This is a genomic window from Flavonifractor sp. An100 (genome assembly GCF_002161175.1).
Lineage (GTDB): Bacteria > Bacillota > Clostridia > Oscillospirales > Oscillospiraceae > Lawsonibacter.
Genome location: NZ_NFMA01000035.1, coordinates 1 through 16,161, shown reverse-complemented (window position 1 = coordinate 16,161; position 16,161 = coordinate 1). Strand labels below are relative to the sequence as shown.

Here is a 16,161-nt window from a genome sequence, read left to right as displayed (position 1 = left end):
GGCCCCGGAGGGAGACCAGGTGGTGCTCCACTCGCCCCTATTTCCGAAAATGTGCGCGGTGATCTGAGTGGGAGCCCCGCTGTACTCCAAACGGGAGATAAACTCCCCCTCCTCTAAGTCAAAGGAGGCCAGCAGGGTGCCGTCGTAGGCGTATACGTCGGACCAGAAGGAGTAGATGCCGGTGGTGATGTCGTCCCCCCGGAAGGTGAGGTTGGCGCCCATGAGATCGGGCTCAAAAGACCGGGAGACCGTGTCGAAGATGCAGTATACGTTGTGTTTGGGGCCGGTATGCCCCTGAAAGACCAGATACTGTCCCACGGGGAACCAGTCAGTCACGGCGTTGATGGACGCATTTCGCTCCGACAGATCATAGCTCTGGCCGCCATAATCTCCGGCGGCAGCGTGTGGGCGCTGGGAATCAGGCTTAGAGCACTCTCTATGGAAAAGGGACAGACCAGGCGAAGGGCCACCAGCCCCCAGAGCAGGCAGAAAATCCATTTGGGTGCCCTTCGGAACACCACCCGGAGGACCATGACCACCAGAACCAGCCAGCTGGCGGCAATGCTAAGATTGACCACCTGTACAAACACTGCTTCCATGGCCGGCCTCCTTACTTTTCGATGATCCGACGGATCTCCTCCACCTCTGCCTCGGACAGCGCCTGCCTGCGGGCAAAGGCGGCCAGGAAGGCGGGCAGAGAGCCCTGGAATTTCTTCTCCATCAGCTCGTCAATCTCCGATACCTGGGCCTCCTCTTTGGAGATGAGGGAGGAGACCAGCCCATCCTCGTTTTTCAGAACGCCCCGCTCCCCCAGCCGTTTGATTACAGTATAGGTGGTGGTCCGCTTCCAGCCCAGGCGCTGCTGGCACAGCTTCACAAGCTCTGTAGTGGTGACCGGCTCCCACTCCCACAAAATAAGACAGAAGCGATACTCGCTTTCAAAGATTTTTGGGGTATCCATCATTGGACTCCTTTCTGTCTAATGGAATAGACTATCTATCTGTAGTCTATCCCATTAGACAGAAAAAGTCAACACAAAGTTTTGGGCGGGTGTTTGCCGGCTGGGTACATGTGGTGCAGAGGATAAAAAAGCCCGTGTGCGGCCAACACGGTCACACACGGGCTTCTATTAGGCGAAATATTAGGGCTGATCCGGTTTGGAGTCCTGGTCCGAAGAAGGGGAGCTCTGTTCCGGGTCGGGAGCGGTGGGCTGGGAAGCGGGGGTGTCAGTCCCGTCCTCCTGTTGAGCGTCCTCCTGCGGAGCATCCGGAGAGGAGTCTTCCTGGTCGTCCTCCTGGGGCGGAGCCTTGATCTCCTCGCTGACAATATGGATGTGCTTGGCGGGAGCCTCGATGCCCTCGGGCTGGGAGGGACGGAAGTTCCCGGGGACCGCCTTGCGGGTGGAGGCGTAGGCGTCCTCCACCAGGGCGGGGTCCCGGCCCTCGATGATGGCCACCATCTCGCCGCCGGTGATGGTCTCCTTCTCCAGCAGGTAGGCAACCACCTTGTCCATGTCCTCCCGGTTCTCCTTAAGAACCTCCACGGCGGTCTGATAGCACACGTCCAGAATGGCCTTGACCGCCTTGTCCATCACAGCGGCGGTGTCCTGGGCGCAGTCCAGGCCGTAGCCACCGTCCAGGTACTGGTTGCGGATGGAGCCCAGAGCCATCATGCCGAACTCCTCGCTCATACCGAACATGGCCACCATGTTCCGGGCGATGTTGGTGGCCTCCTGGATATCCTGGGAGGCTCCGTTGGTCATGGTGTTCATTACCACTTCCTCCGCAGCCCGGCCGCCCATGGATACGGTGATCTTGGCCATGAGCTCTTCCTTGGTGCGCAGGTTAGTCTTGTCCTCCTCGGGCATGAGCAGGGTGTAGCCCAGGGAGCCCTCGGTGTGGGGGACAATGGTGATCTTCTGCACCGGCTCGGCGTTCTTCTGCTTGTAGGCCACCATGGCGTGGCCCACCTCGTGGTAGGCTACCAGTCGCTTTTCAAACTCGGTGAGCACGGAGTTTTTCTTCTCGCTGCCGGCGATGACAAACTCGAAGGAGGCCAGCAGGTCCTCCTGGGTGACCAGGTGGCGACCGTGGCGTACCGCCCGCAGGGCGGCCTCGTTGACCAGGTTGGCCAGGTCGGCGCCCACGGTGCCCGCGGTGGCCAGGGCGATCTTCTTCAAATCCACGTCCTCAGCCAGCTTGATTTTCCGGGTGTGGACCTGGAGGGTGGCCAGACGGCCAGCCAGGTTGGGCCGGTCGATGGTGATACGCCGGTCGAAGCGGCCGGGACGGAGCAGGGCCTTGTCCAGCACCTCGGGACGGTTGGTGGCGCCCAGGACGATGACACCCTTGCCGGGGTCAAAGCCGTCCAGCTCGGCCAGCAGCTGGTTCAGGGTCTGTTCACGCTCGTCGTTGCCACCCATGCGGTTGTCGCGGGATTTGCCGATGGTGTCGATCTCGTCAATGAAAATGATACAGGGGGCCATCTTGCTGGCCTCTTTGAACAGGTCGCGGACACGGCTGGCGCCCACGCCCACAAACATCTCCACAAAGTCAGAGCCGCTGATGGAGAAGAAGGGGACTCCCGCCTCGCCGGCCACCGCCTTGGCCAGCAGCGTCTTACCGGTGCCCGGAGGGCCTACCAGCAGAGCGCCCTTGGGCAGCTTGGCTCCGATCTCGGTGTATTTCTGGGGGTTGTGGAGGATGTCGATGATCTCCTGTAGGGACTCCTTGGCCTCGTCCTGGCCGGCCACATCCCGGAAGGTGACCCCCGTCTTCTTCTCCACATAGACCTTGGCGTTGGCCTTGCCCACGCCGCCCAGGCCGCCCATGCCCCCCTTGCCGCCGATGCCCCGGAACAGGAAGAGCATGGCGCCGATGAGAATGAGGGTGGGCAGCAGGGTACCCACCAGCAGAGACATAATGTAGGTGGAGCTGTCGGTGGGCTTGTTGTAGTAATCGGTGTCGTGGTCCTTCATCAGCTGGTAGATCTCCGGGTCGGACACCGGAGTGGGAGTGGTGACGTAGACCGTCTCCCGGTTTTGTCCCGTCATCCAGGGGAAGGTCATGCCACTGCTGCTCTGGCTCTCCTCGGGCAGCTCTACCGTTACCCCTTCCCGAAGGGTAATGGTATATTTGCCCGACTGCATGAGCACACGCTCCACCTTGTCCTCTTCCACCCATTGCTTGAAGGTGGAGTAGTCCACCTGCACCTCATTGGCACTGGCGTAGGAGGAGGAACAGCTCTTGAATACCATGGTCAGCACCAGGGCCCATAAAATTAGGGTGATGAGACCAAAGGTATTTTTTTTGTTGTTTCCTTTATCTGGTTTCAAGGGAGTATACCTCCGCGCTTTTTGTAAACTTGCAGGCCCAAGTCTTTCCTAGGCAAGCTAACCCATATCATACCACATCCACACCTTAAAAACAAGGAAAGTGGCTGTAAACTTTCTGTGAAAATGGAAACTCTTTTCCATGCACAAAAGAGAAAGGAAGGCCAATTTGGCCCTTCCACCCGCAGTCTAAATATGATATACTATTTCCCGTATGTCGAATCCCTGTGAATGGAGGAATCCACTGTGAATAAAAGACCCCCTCTGCGCCGCTCCGCCCCGGTGGAGACGGAAAACGACGGTATCATCGAGGGCCGCAACGCCGTGATCGAGGCACTGCGGGCCGGGGTCACCATTGATAAAATTTTTCTGCTCAAGGGGGACACGGACGCCACCCTGGGCCACATCGCCTCCACCGCCCGGGAGCAGGGCATTGTGGTGGTGGACGCCGACCGGCGCAAGCTGGACGGCATGAGCCGCACTCACTCCCATCAGGGCGTCATCGCCCAGTGCGCGGTGCGGGAGTACGCCTCGGTGGACGATATCCTGGCCGCCGCCCGGGAGAAGGGGGAGCCCCCCCTGATCGTGGTGTGCGACGAGCTGTCCGATCCCCACAACCTGGGGGCGGTGATCCGCACCGCCGACGCCGCCGGAGCCCACGGGGTCATTATCCCCAAGCGCCGCTCCGCCGGACTGACCGCCGTGGTGGCCAAGACCTCCGCCGGAGCGGTGGCCCACGTGCCCGTGGCCCGGGTGCCCAATCTCACCGCTCTGCTCAAGGAGCTGAAGGAGGAGGGAATCTGGGTCTTCGGCACCGCCGCGGAGGGAACCACCTCCCTATATGAGGCGGATTTGAAGGGCCCTACCGCCATTGTCATTGGCAGCGAGGGGGAGGGCATGAGCCGCTTGGTGGCTGAGACCTGCGACTTTACCGTGTCCATCCCCATGTTTGGCAAGATCAACTCCCTGAATGCCTCGGCCGCCGCCGCCGTGTTGCTCTATGAGGCCGTGCGGCAGCGTAGAAGCGTGTAGGATAGACGCGCAGGGGAGCTTGGAGCGGAGCGAGAAGGACAAACCAAGGGAGCCGCAGGCTCCGCTGTTTGGCCTTTGAGTCGCAGCGAAAGCGACCCGGCTGCGCGTCCAATCCGGAGCGTGACAAATACAGAAGCGCGCAGGCGTAGCCAGCAGCGAGCCTGGACCCATTTTGTAAGCAACCAAAACCACACTGAGGAAACCGCATATGAGCGACCGCAAATCGAAACAATTGAACAACGATGACCTCAGTCAGGTCAAGTCGCTCATTCAGGGCGCCTCCGGGGAAGGCTTTTCTCTGGACGACATTCTGGCGGAGTACGGCTCCGGTCGTGAGAGCGGCCGGGGTGCTGTTCCGGTGAAGGGGTCCGGCGTGACAGACACGCAGCCAATTTCAGAGCAGGCTGGGACCACAGGCGGCACGACTGCGGTACTGGAACAGAAAGAGACAGAACCGGACCGGGAACTGCCGGAGGAACCGGACCTGCCCTGGCCCCGTCCTCCCCGCCGCAAGGAACGCAGAGGCAAGGTGGTGAGTTTTCCGGGAGGGAAGCACCGCCCACCGGAGGAAGACGAAGAGCCGGAGGAAGTCTTAACCCAGGAGCCGGAGGAAGAGGAAGTCCAGGAAGAAGACGCTTTGGACGAGAACGGAGACCTGGAGGACAGGGGGGATGGTCCGGAGGAGGACGAAGAAGACCGGGTCATTGAGTTTCCCGAGGAGGAGAGCGTACTCTCCGCCTTTTTAAAGGACGTGAGCCGGAAGGCGGACGATTACGCCGACCGGATGTTTGAGGAGGACGAGCGCACCGATCCGGAGGAGGTGCGCCGCCTGGAGCGGCTCATCCCCGGCACAGACCGGGAGGAGGTCCCGCCCAAGTGGGATTTGGGCCGTCTGCGCCGTCCCAAGCGGCCCGATCCGCCCCCCCCCGACCTGTCCCCCCAGGAGCTGGCCAAGACCTATGGACGGGGCCTGAAGGGAATGCGCCTGCGGGGTGTGCTGGTATTCTTTCTGGCCATCATCGCCCTGGTGCAGGTGGCCGTGCCCGCGGTGGGTCTGGTGTGGCTGCCCCCTGTGGACACACCGGCCATCCAAAGCGCCATTGCCGCCGGGCTGCTGGGGGCTGGAATGCTCCTGGGCCTGGATGTGCTTCTGGCCGGCCTGGGACGGGCCTTCCGGGGCCGGGTGGGTATGGACACCCTGTGTGCCTTGTCCTGTATCTTCACCCTGGCGGACGGGATCGTACTGGCGCTGACAGAGGACCAGGCGGGGCGGCTGCCCTATTCCCTGGTGGCCCTCACCGGACTGTGGCTGCTGCTCCACGGCACCTACCACAAGCGCTGCGCCCTGCGGCTGTCCTGCCGCACAGCGGCCGCCTCCTCGGAGCCCTACCGGGTGACCCTGGACGAGGGCAAGTGGAATGGCCGGGACACCTACGCCAAATGGGCGGGCACCGCCGAGGGCTTCGGCAGCCAGATTCAGATGGATGACGGCGCCCAGAAGATCTTCTGCCGCTACTGCCCCCTGCTCCTCATCGCCGATTTGCTCTTTTCCCTGTTAGCCACGGCAGGGAAGGGGCATCCGGAGGAAATTTTATGGGGCCTGTCCGCTCTGTTTACCGCCACCGCCGCCTTCGGCGGGGCGCTGGCCTACGGGCGCTCCTTCCATAAAGTGGCCCGCCGCCTCATCCAGAGCGGCGGAGCGCTGGCGGGCTGGCCGGGTCTGGCCGATTCCAAGCGGGGAGACCGGGTGCTCATTACCGACACCGACCTCTTCCCACCAGGCTATGTGGAGCTCAACGGCTTTAAAGTGCTGGGAGACTTCCCCATGGAGCGGGTGGTGGCCTATACGGCTACCCTCATCCGGGATTCGGGCAGCGGCCTGGGCAAGCTGTTCCACGACCAGCTCCGGGCCCTGGGCGGCCTGATGCGCAGCGCCGAGCGGCTTTGCTGCTATGAGGGCGGGGGGCTGTCGGCTAACATCCGGGGGGATCAGGTGCTGGTGGGCTCGGCCGCTTTTATGAACCTGATGGAAATTTCCTTGCCCACGGGACTGAACGTGAAAAACGCGGTGTTCTGCGCCATTAACGGGGAGTTGGCGGGCATCTTTGCCCTGAGCTACTCCCTGCCTGATACCGCATTCCCCTCCCTGGAGGAGCTGATGCGGGAGAAGGTGGGACCGGTGCTGGCCACCCGGGACTTCAACCTCATTCCCGCCATGCTCCACCAGCGGTTCAAGCTGGCTGCTGACAAGATGGACTTCCCCCCCGTGGAGCGCCGCAGGGAGCTGTCCGACCCGGAGCAGGAGCACAATTCGGTGCTCACCGCTCTGCTGTGCCGGGAGGGACTGTATCCCTTTGCCGAGGCGGTCACTGCTGCCAAGCGCCTGCGCTGGTGCACCCGGCTGGGGGCGGTGCTGTGCTGCGTGGGCTCCACCTTGGGGCTGCTGTTGTCCGCCTATCTGGTGTCGGTGCAGGCCTACGGCTCTCTGTCTCCCCTGAACCTGATGGTTTACATGGTCACCTGGCTGACGCCGGTGTGGCTGCTGTCGGGCTGGGTCCACCGCTATTAAACACAAAGAAATGCCCCGGTGAGGAAGTTTGCTCCTCGCCGGGGCTTCGTTTTTCTTTAAAACAGGGGCCAGGGCCCAAACCGAAGGGCCAGCCACACCAGTCCCGCCACCTGGAGGACCAGGAGCAGGGGGAAGCCCCAGCGGAAGTACCAGTGGCGGGTTTTGTGGTGGAACAGGTGCATGCCCAGTACGCCCCCCAGCCCTCCACCCAGAACAGCGGGGAGAAACAGGGCCTTTTCCGAGATGCGCCAGCGTCCCTTCCGGGAGCGGGCCTTGTCTACCCCCATGACCCAAAGGGTGGCCACATTGACTGCCAGTAAATATAGCCCTAATATCTGCCAAAGCTCCGGGGACATGGCCCTCACTCCTTTGTGCCGGTTTTGGGACAGTGTACCCCATAAGAGGAAAAAAGGCAAGGAAAACCCGGCCGCTTTCCAAAACCTTCATGGAATTTTCATAGACTTTTTTACGGTACCATGGTAGAATAATACGACAAATATGGAGTGAAACCAAATCTGCCGGACCTGGGTCCGGACACTGATACCCATGGAGGGACGGACGTGAAAACAGAGATCTTGGGGGTCCAATTCGACAATTTGACCCGGCAGGAGGCTGCCCAGCGGGGAGCGGAGCTGCTGGAGGAAAACCAATTCCACTACGTGGTCACCCCAAACCCGGAATTTCTTCTGGCCGCAGAGGGAGACCGGGAGTTTCGGAATATTTTGAATGAGGCCGACCTGGTGCTGCCCGACGGCATCGGGGTGGTCTATTCCGCTAAAATTTTGGGTACACCCTTAAAGGGACGGGTGCCTGGGATCGAGTTTGCCCAGGACATGCTGGAGTGCCTCAACGAAAAGGGAGGACGGCTGTATCTGTTGGGCGCCAAGCCCGGAGTGGCTGAGGAGGCCGGACGGCGCATTTTGGAGCGCTACCCCCAGATCGTGCTGTGCGGCACCCACGACGGCTACTTTAAGGACGAACAGGCGGTGCTGCTGGAGGTGGCCGCCGCCCGGCCTGATCTGCTCTTTGTCTGCCTGGGAGCACCCAAGCAGGAGAAGTGGATGGCCCGGTGGGGCAAGCACACCGGCGCCCGGCTGGCCATCGGCCTGGGGGGCTGCCTGGATGTGTTTGCGGGCAACGTGGAGCGGGCTCCGGAGGCCTGGCGGAAGCTGGGGCTGGAATGGGCTTACCGCCTCAAGCAGGAGCCCAGCCGCGCCAGCCGGATGGCCCGCCTGCCCCTGGTGCTGGTAAAGGCGGCGGGAGAGCGGGCCAAGGGAAAGAAAAAGGCGGGTGAGGACCAGTGAGCGGGACTCTCATCGCCTTTGAGGGCACCGACGGGTCGGGCAAGTCCACCCAGTTCGGGCGCTTCTGCCGGCGGCTGGATACCATGGGCCGGGAGTACCGCAACCTAGTGTTTCCCCAGTACCAAGAGCCCTCCTCCGCCCTCATCCGTATGTATTTGGGCGGGGAGTTTGGAAGCCACCCCCAGGACGTCAACGCCTATGCCGCCTCCGCCTTTTACGCCGTGGACCGCTACGCCTCCCTGAAAAAGGTGTGGGGGAACTACTACGCCCAGGGCGGACTGGTGGTCACCGACCGGTATACCACCTCCAACGCGGTGCACCAGGCGGTGAAGTGTCCTGCGGAGGAGCGCCCAGCCTTCTTTGCCTGGCTGGACGATTTTGAACACAACAAGCTGGGCCTGCCCCGGCCCTCCCTGGTGCTCTACCTGGACATGCCCACGGCCAAGGCGGTGGAGCTGCTCCGGGCCCGGGAGGAGCAGACCCACACCCACGCTGACATCCATGAGCTGGACACCGGCTACCTGGCCTCCTGCCGGGAATGTGCCCTCCAGGCGGCCCAGGCCTTGGGGTGGAAGGTGATCCCCTGCATGGAGGGGGAGCGGCTGCGCGACATCGAAGAGATCCACGAGGAAATTTGGTCTTTGGCGGCCCCTCTGCTGTGAGGGACCCACGGTGAAAGGAGGATTTCCATGGTCTATATTCTGTTAGCACCCGGATTTGAGGAGGCGGAGGCCCTGGTTCCCGCCGATCTGCTGCGCCGGGCGGGCGTCCCCGTAGCCCTGGTGGGGGTGGAGGAGGAGCTGGTCCCAGGCAGCCACCAGATTGAAGTGAAGGCCGATCTGCCTCTGGGAAAGGTGGACCTGACCCAGGCGGACATGGTGGTACTTCCCGGCGGCCTGAAGGGTGTGCGCAACCTCAGCGAGCATCCGGCCGTGGCCGCCCTGATTCAGGAGGCCCTGGACCGGGACATCTGGCTGGCGGCCATCTGCGCCGCTCCCACCCTGCTGGGCCGTCTGGGTCATCTGAAGGGGAAACAGGCGGTGTGTTACCCCGGTATGGAGAATGGCCTCACCAATGCCATTCCCTGTCCGGAGCAGGCGGTGGTGGTGGACGGCAAGTTCATTACCGGCAGGGCCGCCGGAGCCAGCTTTGACTTTGGGCTGAAGCTGGTGGAGGTGTTGGCGGGAGCCGGGAAGGCGGAGGAGATCCGCAATGCCGTCTGCTACCGCTGAGGAGAAGGGGGCGCTGCGCCGCCGCCTGAGGCAGAGTCTGGAGGCGATGACAGACCGGGAGCGCCGGGAGAGCGATGAGGCCCTCTTTGCCAACTTTTTGTCTCTGCCCCAGGTGGAGGGGGCAGCTACCATCTTCCTCTTTTGGGGCATCCCCGGCCGGGAGCCCGAGACCGGGCGGCTGGCGGAAGAGCTGTGCCGGCAGGGAAAGCGGGTGGGCCTGCCCCGCATGACTCCCGGACGGGGGATGGAGGTGCGGCTGTACCGGCAGGACATCCCCCTGGTGCCCGCCGCCTTCGGCATTTTGGAGCCGGGGGAGGACTGCCCGCTGCTGCCCCCCCAGGAGCTGGCCCTAGTTCTAGTTCCGGCCCTGTGCTATGACCGCCAGGGCTTCCGTTTGGGCTTTGGCGGGGGCTACTACGACCGCTGGCTGGAGAGCTACTCCGGAGAGCGGATCGGTCTGTGCCGGGAGCGGGTTTTGCAGGACCGCCTGCCCACGGAGCCCCATGACCAGCGTGTGGACTGGGTGGTCACCGAACAGGGCTGCTTGTCCATGGTTCCAGAGGGGAAAAGCGGGGCGTGACGCCCCGCTTTCCTGAGTACCCGCTGAGATGTCAGCAGCAGCCGCAGTTGTTGTCACAGCCACAGTTGTTGTTGTCGCAGCCGCAGCCGCTGCGGCCGTTGTTGTTACCGCCGCAGCAGCAGCACAGGATGATGATCAGCAGAATGATCCACAGGCAGCTGTTGCCGCCAAAACCGTTATTCCCGCAACACATGTTCGTTTCACCTCACTTGCTTCCGGGACCGGTGTCCCGGGATTCTGTACTATTCTATGGAGCCCCCCTGTCCCAGGTGACAGAAGAGCGGGGAAATTTTGTTAGGAGCTGACCCTATGGCAGAAGAACGAAGAACCAGAAGCACGCGGACTCGGTCCAGCCAGGGCCGGGAGGAGGCGCCCGTCCGCCGCTCCCGCCGCCGCTCCAGAGGGAGCACCGCGGGCTTTGTGGCGCTGTATATCGTGGCGGTGATCGGTGTGTCCATCCTCCTGGCCTGTATCGGCTGGATTGCCGCCAACGACGTGCTGGCCCTGAACAAGGCGGAAAAGGAAGTTACCGTGACCATCACTAAGGAGGACAGCTTCGGCGATGTGGCCAGTATGCTGAAAAAGGAGGGCCTGATCGAATACAAGCTCCTCTTCCATCTCTTTGCCACCATTACCGGCGGCAAGGATAAGATCTCCCCGGGTACCTATACCCTGAACACCGATATGGACTACCGGGCTCTGATCTCTGGCATGAGCATGAACTCCTCCACCAAGGCAGTGGTCACCGTCACCATCCCCGAGGGCTATACCATTCAGCAGATCTTCCAGCTGTTGGAGGACAAGGGAGTCTCCACCGTGGAGGAGCTGACCAAGGTGGCCGCGGAGCACGACTACGCCTTCTCCTTCCTCCAGGACATTCCTCTGGGAGACGCCAACCGGCTGGAGGGCTTCCTCTATCCCGATACCTATGAATTCAATACCCCCCACAGCGCCCTGTATGCCATCAACAAGATGCTGGTCAACTTCGACGCCAAATACACCGAGGACATGCGCCAGCAGGTGGCCGACAGCGGCTATACCATCCGGGAGATCCTCACCATCGCCTCCCTCATCGAGCGGGAGACCGACGGCAGCGACCGGAAGACCATCGCTTCGGTCATCTATAACCGGCTCAACAACCCCAACGCCGGCACCATGGGCTACCTGCAGATCGACGCCACCCTGGCCTATATCAACGGCGGCAAGGTGCCCACCGAGGCGGACAAGCAGATCGACTCCCCCTACAACACCTATATGTACAAGGGCCTGCCCCCCGCCCCCATCGCCAACCCCGGCCTGGAGTCCATCAAGGCGGCTCTGAATCCCGAAAAGACCGGCTACTTCTACTATGCCCTGGGAGACGACAACAAGCACCACTTCTTCAAGACCTATGATGAACTGAGGAACTTTACCGCCTCTCAGCAGCTGTATCAATAAACCCAAATCAAAGGGGCAAGGGCCGAGCCGCCCTTGCCCTTTCTTCAAAGGAGAGAACATCCATGATCCTCAAAAAACCGGAACTGTTGGCCCCAGCCGGAGATATGGAGCGCCTGCATATGGCCCTGGCCTATGGGGCAGATGCCGTCTACCTGGCCGGAACCACCTTTGGGATGCGGTCCTTTGCGGGAAATTTTACCCCGGAGGAGCTGAAGCAGGCAGTGGAGCTGTGCCACGGCAAAGGGGTGCGCATCCATGTCACCTGCAACACCATGCCCCGCAACGACGAGGTGGCCCGGCTGCCGGAGTGGCTGGAGTACCTCAATGAGCTGGGGGTGGACGCCGTTATTTTGGCCGACGTGGGGGTGCTCTCCCTGGCCAAGAAGTACGCCCCCAAGGTGGAGTGCCACATCTCCACCCAGGCCAGCGTGGTCAACTATGTCTCCGCCCAGGCCTGGTACGACCTGGGCGCCAAGCGGGTGATTTTGGCCCGGGAGCTGAATTTGGAGGAGATCCGGGAGATCCGCGCCAAGGCCCCCCGGGAGCTGGAGCTGGAGGCCTTCGCCCACGGAGCCATGTGTGTGAGTTATTCCGGCCGGTGCCTGCTGTCCAACTACATGACCGGCCGGGACTCCAACCGGGGCGCCTGCGCCCAGCCCTGCCGGTATCAGTACGCCCTCATGGAGGAGAAGCGGCCTGGAGAGTATTTCCCCATCTATGAGGACGGCCAGGGCACCTACATCATGAACTCCAAGGATATGTGCATGATCGACCACATTCCGGAGCTGATGGAGGCGGGACTGGATTCCCTGAAGCTGGAGGGACGAGCCAAGTCGGCCTATTACGCCGCCATCGTCACCGGGGCCTACCGCCATGCCATTGACGCGGCGGCGGCAGGGAAGCCCCTGGAAGCGGTGTGGCGGGATGAGGTGGAGCACATCAGCCACCGCCACTACTCCACTGGCTTCTTCTTCGGCCAGCCGGGGCAGTTTACCCAGGACTCCCGCTACGTCCGGGACTGGCAGATCGTGGCTGTGGTGGAGTCCTGCGACGACGAGGGCAACGCCCGGCTGTCCCTGCGAAACAAATTTGCCCAGGGGGATACCCTGGAGCTAGTGGGACCGGACGTCCGGCCCCAGTCCTTCCAGGTGGGAGAGCTGTGGGATGAGGAGGGAAACCCAGTATCTGAGGTGCGCAAGCCCCAGATGGTGTTTACCACCAAGCTGCCCCGGCCGGCGCCGCCCCTGTCCCTGCTGCGCCGCCAGGCGGACCTGACGCCCTGAGAGGAGGAGAAGGGAATGGTACCCACCTATGAGCAGATGGGGGACTGGCTGGATGAGATCGCCCAGCAGTTTCCCGAAGCATTCTATGAGGAGCTGGACGGGGGCATTCAGCTGGAGGAGGCGGAGCTGCCCGACCCGGCCTTTCCGCCGGGGGAGATGTACATTATGGGGGAATATTGCCACGACATGCTGGGGCGGTACATCCTACTCTACTACGGCTCCTTTGTCCGGCTGTTCCGGGAGGAGGACGAGAAGGTGTGGAAGGAGGAGATCTTCGCCACCGTGGCCCATGAGTTCACCCACCACATGGAGGAGACCGCCGGACTCCACGCCCTGGACGACCAGGATGCCGAGTTTCTCCGCCAGGCCCTGGCGGAGTACGGCGACCGGGAGGAGGAGCGGTCCCGGTGAGTGAAAAGGGAAGGGTAGTGGGCCGCTTTGCCCCAAGCCCCAGCGGGCGGATGCACCTGGGCAATCTCTGGTCCTGTCTGCTGGCCTGGCTGGCCGCCCGCAGCCAAGGGGGCGGAGTGGTGCTGCGTCTGGAGGACCTGGACCCCGACCGCTGCCGGGTGGAATACTGTGACCAGGTGATGCGGGACTTGGAGTGGCTGGGACTTACCTGGGAGGGTGAGGTGGTCTATCAGAGCCGCCGGACCCAGGCCTATACCCAGGCTTTCCAGGAGCTGGAGGAACAGGGACTCATTTACCCCTGTTACTGCACCCGGGCCCAGCGGCTGGCTGCCTCCGCCCCCCACCGTTCCGACGGACTGTCGGTCTACGACGGCCGCTGCCGCCGTTTATCCCCCCAGGAGCGTCAGAAGCTGGCCTGGACACGCACTCCCGCCTGGCGGGCGGAGGTGCCGGACCGGGAGGTAGTCTTCCAGGACCTGCTCCAGGGGGAGTACCGGGAGAATCTTTCACGGGACTGCGGGGACTTTATTCTCCGGCGGTCCGATGGGGTGTACGCCTATCAGCTGGCGGTGGTGGTGGACGACGCCTTTATGGGGGTCAACCAGGTGGTGCGGGGGAGCGATTTGCTCTCCTCCACCCCACGGCAGCTGTGGCTTCAGGAGCGGCTGGGCCTGCCCCATCCCCAGTATGGCCACGTACCGCTGCTGCTGGCTCCGGATGGCCGGCGGCTGGCCAAGCGGGACCGGGACCTGGAGCTGGGCCAGCTGCAACAGCACTATAGCGCCCCCCAGCTGGTGGGACGGCTGGCTTATGGTGCGGGACTATTAGACCGACCGGAGGCAATTACGCCGGAGGAGCTAGTGCCGCTGTTTACCTGGGACAAGCTGCCTAGGGAAGATTTGGTTTTGCAATAAAAGACAAACGCTGCTGTCACTCAGACAGCAGCGTTTGCCTTTTTGAGGGGGGAGAGGTTAAGCAATGGAAGCGGCATCCCGCCCAAACTCCTTGATAAAGTAGTGGAGCATAATGATGGCAGAAATGAGGAAGGCGATCAGGTCTGCCACCATTTGGGTCAGCTCCAATCCGGTCAGGCCGAATTGGGAAGTGAGCAGGAATACCAGGGGGACAAATACGCCCTGGCGGCACAGGGCCAGGACGGTGGCCCGGAAGGACTTACCCAGGGACTGGAAGAGCATGTTGGCAAAGGTGAGCACCGCCAACAGGGGCAGAGCATAGCACTGGTAGCGGAAGACCCGGGTGCCAATGGAAATAACGTCGGGGTCGTCCCGGAAGGCGGTGACAATTTGAGGAGCGAAGAAGAAGCCTAGAATTGCCGTTACGGTAAGAAGAATGGTGCACACCTTCAAAGAATAGAGAATGGCGCTTTTTACCCGGTCCAGACGGCCTGCCCCAAAGTTGAAGCCCAGCACGGGCTGGAATCCCTGGCCGAAGCCGATGATCACCGACTGGACCACATTAAATACCTTGGTGACAATAGCCATAGCGGCCACAGCGGCATCGCCGTAGATCCGGGCGTTGAAGTTCAGGGCCATGGTGGACAGGCTCAGAGTGCTCTGCCGCAGAAAGGAGGGCATGCCCTGTTTTAAAATGGCCAGGTAGACCCGGGGAGAGCGGGAGATGCAGCGGGGACTGACCCGCAGAGCGCTCTTTTTGAGCAGGAAGAAGCTGGACAGGATGGCAAGGCTGATGCACTGGCTGAGCAAGGTGGCGATGGCTGCCCCCGCAATGCCCAGGTCCAGACCAAAGATGAAAAGAGGGTCCAGAAATATATTCAGAATGCCTCCGGTACCAAGACCAAATACAGCCAGCCGGGCTTTTCCCTGCCAGCGCAGCAGGTTGTTGAGGGTAAAGGCCAGGATCATAATGGGGGCGCCCAGGAGGATATACTGAGCGTAGGCCAGAGCATAGGGATAGATGGTGTCTGTGCTGCCCAGCATCCAGATAATGGATTTAATATTGACCAGACCCACAGTGGCCAGGGACAGCCCCAGGACAAGTGCGGCCAGAACGGCGCTGGAGGCATAAGTATCTGCCAGCTCCTGGTTACCCTGCCCCAGTAGGCGGGAGGCGATGGAACCGGTACCCATGCCCACCATATAGCCCACCGCCTGGATGATGGTCATGATGGAGAAGACAATGCCTACCGCACCGGAGGCACTGGTGTTAATTTGGGATACAAAATAGGTGTCCGCCATGTTGTACACCGAAGTGACCAGCATGCAGATAATGGTGGGGATGGCCAGAGAGGTCACCAGAGGGGGGATGGGAGTCTCCAGCATTTTTGTCCGTTGATCGGGTTGCTCCTTAGGTTGGTGTTGATGGAAATGACCGGGCATGAACTCACTTCTTTCTCTTCTCCGGGCCCAGACGGCGCCGCTACGCCGAATAATGGGAACCATTCTCATTAATATTTCGCTCTTATTATAGCGCTTTTTTAGTTAAAAGGCAAGGAAAAAGAAAGCTGGTCCGCAGCAGATTGCAGCGGACCAACCAGAATGGTCACTTGTTTAGAAGGGCAGTCCCAGGCCGCCGGTGAGCTTCTGCATAGTTTCCGAGGCGTCGGTGTCGGCAGCGCGCATGGCCTCGTTGACAGCGGCCACGATCATGTCCTGGAGCATCTCCACGTCCTCCGGGTCCACCGCCTCGGGGTCGATGGTCAGGGATTTCAGTTCATGCTTGCCGTTGACGGTGGCGGACACCACTCCGCCGCCAGCTGCGGCACTGTATTCCTTTTCCTGCAGCTCCTGCTGCATCTTCATCATGTCCTGCTGCATCTTCTGGGCCTGCTTGAGCATGTTCATATTCATGCCGCCCATGCCGGGCATTCCCCGGCCGCCAAAACCTTTTGCCATCGTGAAAACTCCTTTATATGAAATTTATTGAATTACAATGTTGTCAAACTGTTCCCCAAAGGCCAGCAGTTCGTCCAGGGCATCCTTCTCCGGGGCGGGAGAGGTGGGA

18 protein-coding genes are annotated in these 16,161 nt (G+C 61.6%); 10 read left to right on the top strand and 8 right to left on the bottom strand.

What is annotated here, in order from left to right; translation table 11 throughout:
• From B5E43_RS14155 to ftsH, 4 genes are all read right to left on the bottom strand, one after another.
• A partial coding sequence (locus B5E43_RS14155) for a hypothetical protein (RefSeq protein WP_143383021.1) occupies positions 1–336 on the bottom strand: 336 nt, incomplete at its 3' end.
• On the bottom strand, positions 333–599 hold the full coding sequence (locus tag B5E43_RS14150) for a M56 family metallopeptidase (protein WP_087397752.1): 267 nt from the start codon (positions 597–599) through the stop codon (positions 333–335). The genes B5E43_RS14150 and B5E43_RS14155, both read right to left, overlap by 4 nt.
• Before the next feature lie 11 nt (positions 600–610).
• On the bottom strand, positions 611–961 hold the full coding sequence (locus B5E43_RS14145) for a BlaI/MecI/CopY family transcriptional regulator (RefSeq protein WP_087397750.1): 351 nt from the start codon (positions 959–961) through the stop codon (positions 611–613).
• Between the two features lie 180 nt (positions 962–1,141).
• A complete protein-coding gene (gene ftsH / locus B5E43_RS14140; protein WP_087397748.1) occupies positions 1,142–3,334 on the bottom strand; it encodes an ATP-dependent zinc metalloprotease FtsH in 2,193 nt (730 codons plus the stop codon).
• A 243-nt stretch (positions 3,335–3,577) separates the two neighbouring features.
• Here ftsH and rlmB point away from each other — a divergent pair, with 243 nt between their 5' ends.
• Positions 3,578–4,363, top strand: coding sequence for a 23S rRNA (guanosine(2251)-2'-O)-methyltransferase RlmB (gene rlmB / locus B5E43_RS14135; RefSeq protein ID WP_242964847.1), 786 nt, complete (start codon positions 3,578–3,580; stop codon positions 4,361–4,363).
• A 208-nt stretch (positions 4,364–4,571) separates the two neighbouring features.
• A complete protein-coding gene (locus tag B5E43_RS14130) occupies positions 4,572–6,932 on the top strand; it encodes a hypothetical protein (protein WP_242964846.1) in 2,361 nt (786 codons plus the stop codon).
• Between the two features lie 56 nt (positions 6,933–6,988).
• On the opposite strand, the gene B5E43_RS14125 is transcribed toward B5E43_RS14130, so the two are convergent.
• Complete coding sequence (locus tag B5E43_RS14125; protein WP_087397744.1) at positions 6,989–7,288, bottom strand: DUF1294 domain-containing protein; 300 nt, start codon at positions 7,286–7,288, stop codon at positions 6,989–6,991.
• A 204-nt stretch (positions 7,289–7,492) separates the two neighbouring features.
• Here B5E43_RS14125 and B5E43_RS14120 point away from each other — a divergent pair, with 204 nt between their 5' ends.
• Genes B5E43_RS14120 through B5E43_RS14105 form a run of 4 tightly spaced genes read left to right on the top strand, consistent with a single transcriptional unit; the run spans position 7,493 to position 10,048 of the window.
• A complete protein-coding gene (locus B5E43_RS14120; protein ID WP_087397742.1) occupies positions 7,493–8,236 on the top strand; it encodes a WecB/TagA/CpsF family glycosyltransferase in 744 nt (247 codons plus the stop codon).
• The gene (locus B5E43_RS14115) at positions 8,233–8,898 is read left to right on the top strand and encodes a thymidylate kinase (RefSeq protein WP_087397740.1); all 666 of its coding nucleotides are present in this window, start codon (positions 8,233–8,235) and stop codon (positions 8,896–8,898) included. The genes B5E43_RS14120 and B5E43_RS14115 overlap by 4 nt, the downstream gene beginning before the upstream one ends.
• Before the next feature lie 27 nt (positions 8,899–8,925).
• Positions 8,926–9,468, top strand: coding sequence for a DJ-1 family glyoxalase III (locus tag B5E43_RS14110; protein WP_087397738.1), 543 nt, complete (start codon positions 8,926–8,928; stop codon positions 9,466–9,468).
• Positions 9,449–10,048 (top strand): 5-formyltetrahydrofolate cyclo-ligase, encoded by a 600-nt coding sequence (locus B5E43_RS14105; protein ID WP_087397736.1) that lies wholly within the window; start codon positions 9,449–9,451, stop codon positions 10,046–10,048. The genes B5E43_RS14110 and B5E43_RS14105 overlap by 20 nt, the downstream gene beginning before the upstream one ends.
• 31 nt (positions 10,049–10,079) lie before the next feature.
• Here the strand turns inward: B5E43_RS14105 and B5E43_RS15280 are convergent, their stop codons facing one another.
• Positions 10,080–10,241 (bottom strand): hypothetical protein, encoded by a 162-nt coding sequence (locus B5E43_RS15280; protein WP_164475099.1) that lies wholly within the window; start codon positions 10,239–10,241, stop codon positions 10,080–10,082.
• A 116-nt stretch (positions 10,242–10,357) separates the two neighbouring features.
• On the opposite strand from B5E43_RS15280, the gene mltG reads away from it, so the two are divergent.
• The 4 genes from mltG (at position 10,358) to gluQRS (ending at position 14,093) form a co-directional block, all read left to right on the top strand.
• On the top strand, positions 10,358–11,485 hold the full coding sequence (mltG, locus tag B5E43_RS14100) for an endolytic transglycosylase MltG (RefSeq protein ID WP_087397734.1): 1,128 nt from the start codon (positions 10,358–10,360) through the stop codon (positions 11,483–11,485).
• Between the two features lie 62 nt (positions 11,486–11,547).
• A complete protein-coding gene (locus B5E43_RS14095) occupies positions 11,548–12,768 on the top strand; it encodes a U32 family peptidase (RefSeq protein ID WP_087397732.1) in 1,221 nt (406 codons plus the stop codon).
• Between the two features lie 15 nt (positions 12,769–12,783).
• Positions 12,784–13,179: a metallopeptidase family protein gene (locus B5E43_RS14090; RefSeq protein ID WP_087397730.1), complete on the top strand. Its 396-nt coding sequence runs from the start codon at positions 12,784–12,786 to the stop codon at positions 13,177–13,179.
• Positions 13,176–14,093: a tRNA glutamyl-Q(34) synthetase GluQRS gene (gluQRS, locus tag B5E43_RS14085; RefSeq protein ID WP_275533022.1), complete on the top strand. Its 918-nt coding sequence runs from the start codon at positions 13,176–13,178 to the stop codon at positions 14,091–14,093. The genes B5E43_RS14090 and gluQRS overlap by 4 nt, the downstream gene beginning before the upstream one ends.
• A 57-nt stretch (positions 14,094–14,150) precedes the next feature.
• Here the strand turns inward: gluQRS and B5E43_RS14080 are convergent, their stop codons facing one another.
• Together B5E43_RS14080 and B5E43_RS14075 are read right to left on the bottom strand one after the other, a co-directional pair.
• Entirely contained in the window at positions 14,151–15,479 is a 1,329-nt protein-coding gene (locus B5E43_RS14080; RefSeq protein ID WP_242964845.1) for an MATE family efflux transporter, read from the bottom strand.
• A 228-nt stretch (positions 15,480–15,707) separates the two neighbouring features.
• Entirely contained in the window at positions 15,708–16,052 is a 345-nt protein-coding gene (locus tag B5E43_RS14075) for a YbaB/EbfC family nucleoid-associated protein (protein ID WP_087397725.1), read from the bottom strand.
• Positions 16,053–16,161: the final 109 nt, after the last annotated feature.